At 63.9% G+C, this 3,949-nt stretch carries 2 protein-coding genes; both read right to left on the bottom strand.

Annotation, left to right across the window (positions count from 1 at the left end):
* Positions 1-272 precede the first annotated feature (272 nt).
* The gene (locus VF515_04005) at positions 273-2,636 is read right to left on the bottom strand and encodes a tetratricopeptide repeat protein (protein ID HEX7406799.1); all 2,364 of its coding nucleotides are present in this window, start codon (positions 2,634-2,636) and stop codon (positions 273-275) included.
* Between the two features lie 115 nt (positions 2,637-2,751).
* A partial coding sequence (locus VF515_04010) for a vWA domain-containing protein (GenBank protein HEX7406800.1) occupies positions 2,752-3,949 on the bottom strand: 1,198 nt, incomplete at its 5' end.

A 3,949-nucleotide genomic window follows, 5' to 3' on the forward strand; every position in this document is an offset into this window, starting at 1 on the left:
TCGTCTCTAGCCGCCAGGGAGGGCGCAGGTGGGCCGCAGCCGCGACTCACCTCGTTTCGATGCATATCGTCTCGCTCAGCCAAACACCGTGACATCGAGTCAGACATGGAGCTTCGCTCAACGCAGTTTATCGACAGTCCCTTGGTAAGGAGGGGAACCCTTCTGCACATTGCTTGGTGGCCCCCAGCCAGTTGGTTCATTGGCAGCTTGTCGAAGCACTGTTTGCGAGAAGATCCGCACTCTCTAAGGCGGGCGGGGCGCTGACCGGATCGTCAGCGGCACGCCTGCTGGTACAGGCTGTCGAGTTTCGTGCGCAGATCCGCGTCGCTCAGGCCCGGCATCGCCGGCTTGAGTTGCTCGAGTAGGTCACAGGATTCTTTCTTCCTGCCCATGGCCTGGGTGAGACGCGCGACCTGATAGCTGCCCTCGTACCATGGCGCGTCTCCGGGCCGTACCGTCCGGGCGAGTTGTTGCCAATACCCCAGCGCATCGGCCAAACGGTGCTGGGCTTCCGCGATGCGGCCGAGCCCGCGTAAAGCCACCGGCGAGGTGCTGTTGGCTTTGAGGATCTCGGCATACAGCGCCGCCGACTTGTCGAACTCGCCGGTGTTTTCGTAGAGCCGCGCCAGCGTCAGCTTGGCCTTGCCCGTTTCCTCGCTGTCGGCCACCAGCAACTCGTAGAGGTGCAATGCGACCTGCTGCGCCCCCTGATTGGCTGCGGCATCGCCCTTGCCGTTGCGCCGCGCGCCTTCACGGATGAAGCCGGTCGCCAGATCCTCGATCGCCGGCGCACCGGCGCTGGCGAGCAACGCTTTGCCGTGAGCCTGCACTTCCACACTGGCATCCGCAAAGCGTCCGAGATGCTGGTGCGCGGCGAGCCGCAACCGTGTGATCTGCGGAAGCAGGTCTTTCTGCTCGGGATACTGTTTCTCGAAGCCGTCCAGCGCTGCGAGCACAGCCTCATCCTTGGGCTCGGCCTGGAGGGTGAGGTATACGGCCTTCATGATGGCGCCTTTCGCCCGCATCTCCGCCAGCGGCATCTGGCCGGCCGCGGCCTTGCGCCCCTGGGCCTCGTATTCCGCCGCTTGTTTCGCGAAACGCGGCAGCACACCGCCGATGTCGTTCAATAAGGCTGCGCGCTGGCCGCCGCCGGGCCGCTGGTTCGCGGCCTGCAACAACTCGAAATCGCACTGCAGCGTGGCAAACTGGGCACGCAGTTCGAAGCCCGGGTCGCCATGGACCTTGGCGTAGGCTTGGATAGCCTCGGCAAACTGGCGTTGTGCTTGCAGCAGCTCCCCAAGTCGGAACTGCGCCTCGAAGACGAAGCGATGATCGGGATAACGCGTCAGGTAGTCACGCACCGCCTGCGCATACTCGGCGCCGGCGCCGGCGTTACGATTGCCGGCGACGATTGCTTCCATCGCTTTGAAGCGCAGGTAGTCGGCGTCCGCGCCGTACGACGGGTTCGATTCTTTCAGTGCGGCCGCCAGGTGTTGGGCGGCTTCTTCGTATCGGGCCGCTTGAAAGTTCGCCAGTCCGAGGAAGTACTGCGCCTCACCCCGATGCTGCCGCGCCTCGGTGTCTGGACTGTTGACCAAGCCTTCGAGGAGCGGCATGGCCTGCTTGTAGTCACCCTTTTGCACCAACAGCTTTGCCAGTTCCCACTGAGCGAACGGGCTGGCGGCCTTTCCGGCCCACTTTTCGGGGTCCTCGATGCCGGTCTGCGCCAGGGCGGCAACCTTCTCTTCCCAACCCCCGCCGGCTTTGCGCAACTGCTCCATCAGACTGAGCGCCTGTTGCCGGTAGCGCTCCGCTTGCGAGCCGGCAGCGCTTTTCACCCCCGCCAGCAAAGCGCGGATACGCAAGAAGCGGACGACGTTATCTTCGGATCGGGTGCCCGTGCCGAGCAATTGATCCGACAGCCGCAGGGCGTCTTCCACCTTGCCGGCGCGCACCGCCGCATCGAGCAGCGCCAGGCGGGCCTTGCTCTTGCGTTCCGGTGAAGCCTGAGGATCGGTGATCACCGCCTGCAGATCGTGGGTGCCGAAATCGATGTTGCCGAGTTCGAGATGGCAGAGGCCGCGCCCCAGCAAGCTTTCGATCAGCAGTTCCGTACGCCGGTCGCCGACGGCGAATTCGGAAAAGCCATGCTGCGCTTTCTCCAGCAACTCCTTACGCTGGGCGCCATCGTACAGCCGGGCCCCGTAATAGTGCAGCCAGTTGAGGAAATAGAGCGCCCGCGAGGCGACCAGCTGCGCGTCCTTCCACTGTGGTGTTTCGTAGAGGGCTTCCAGGTCCCCATCCTCATCCATGACTTTCTTGACCGCACGTTCGAGCTGGCCGCTGTTCTGACTGTAGATGTCTTCGAGTGGCGCACTGACGGCCTGGTACGCACTCAGCAACGCTTCGCGTTCGCGGGCCTCGCTACCCGCCTGGGCCGCCCGATCACTGAAATCGATGTACGCCAGCCCCAGTTTACCCAGCCGGTCGACCGCTCGTTGCTGTGCCGCAACGTCAAAGTGTCCGCCCGCCCTCTGCGCCGCGATCTCTGCGGCCGCTTCGCGCCCGCCGGCACGCAACTCACCCGCCGTCTGCCCCGCCGCCTGACGGGCTAGTGGGAAAACAAAGGCACACAACAGACAGACCCGCGCCGGCCAAGGCAAAAGATTTTTCCGGAAGAGGTGCTGCATCTGGGCGGGAGTCTAAACTCTCGACTTTGGACTGTCGACTGTCAACGGCGGCGGAGCCGCCTCACGACAGCTCCTTCAGGTACTTCGCCATCTCGATTTTCCAGCGCGACCCGAAGGTCAACGCCAGCACTTCGCGGATCAACGCCTTGTCCTGATCCAGGCTGATGAGCTCGCCGCCACCTTCTTGAGCGATGGCGCCAAAGGAACGCGCCACTTCCTTGTAGAATTCGGGCATCGGGGACGGTTGATACGATGCGCTGCCATGCAACGACCGCCACAGGTTGCGATCGAACTCTTCATGCTGACGCTTGGTGACGTCGATGGTGCTGATGTAGCCGCCCGCCTTATGGAAGTCGCCCACGATCTTATCCACCGCATCGACGTCCCACGGGTGCGGTGGCGAGCCGCCCACCAGGATGATGATCTTCTTGGCTTGCTTGCGCCACTTGAGGTCGTTGACGGCCGCATCGAGAGCCTCCTTGACGGCTTCCTCCCAATCACCTCCGCCGTCCGCACTGATGTGCGACAAGAACTCCTGGAGCTTCTCGGTGCGAAAGCTCAAGTCCGTCCACTTCACCACGTAATCGTCACCCTTGTCACGGTAGACCACGACGCCGACGCGACTGGTGGGCACCATGCGCTGGATGGCGCCGACGAGCTGCGACAGCTTCTGCTTCACATCGTCGATGACGAACTGCATGCTGTCGGTGGTGTCGATGACCAGCGCAACATCGAGACCCACCTTGCGCAGCCCGCCGATGTAATCGCCGAAGCCGCCGCCCAGCCCGCCAACGGCGCCGGAGCCGAAGGACAGGTGCGTGGAGACCGTGTCCAGGTTCGGCCCCGTTCCGAGCGCGGGGCCGACACCGCCAATCCGCGGCATCTCGGGTGGGCGCACGCCCTGAATCACCGGGCCACTGGGTGCGGCCCTCTGCGGCAAGGCCTGCTCCATTTTCAGGACGCCGGCCAGATCTTTCAGCGACGGCGCGCCATCGAGTTCGTCCATGTTGGCCGCGGTTTCGTCGACGACTTTGACGCGGATCTCTTGGGCTTTGCGAATGACCGTCAGGGTCACAGTCGCGAAGACGAATAGCAAGCCGATGTGAAAAGCGATGGAGAAAACGAACCAGCGGACGCCGCCGAACCGGTGGCCGGCCCACGGATCAAAGCGCGACGGATCAGGGAGGCTGCGCGGCGGAGGCGCCGGATCCGGCATCGCCCTCTCAGCTCCCTTGCCGCCGCTCCGCCGCGATGGCGAT

It is taken from the genome of Candidatus Binatia bacterium (genome assembly GCA_036382395.1).
In the GTDB taxonomy this organism is placed as follows: Bacteria; Desulfobacterota; Binatia; order HRBIN30; family HRBIN30; genus JAGDMS01.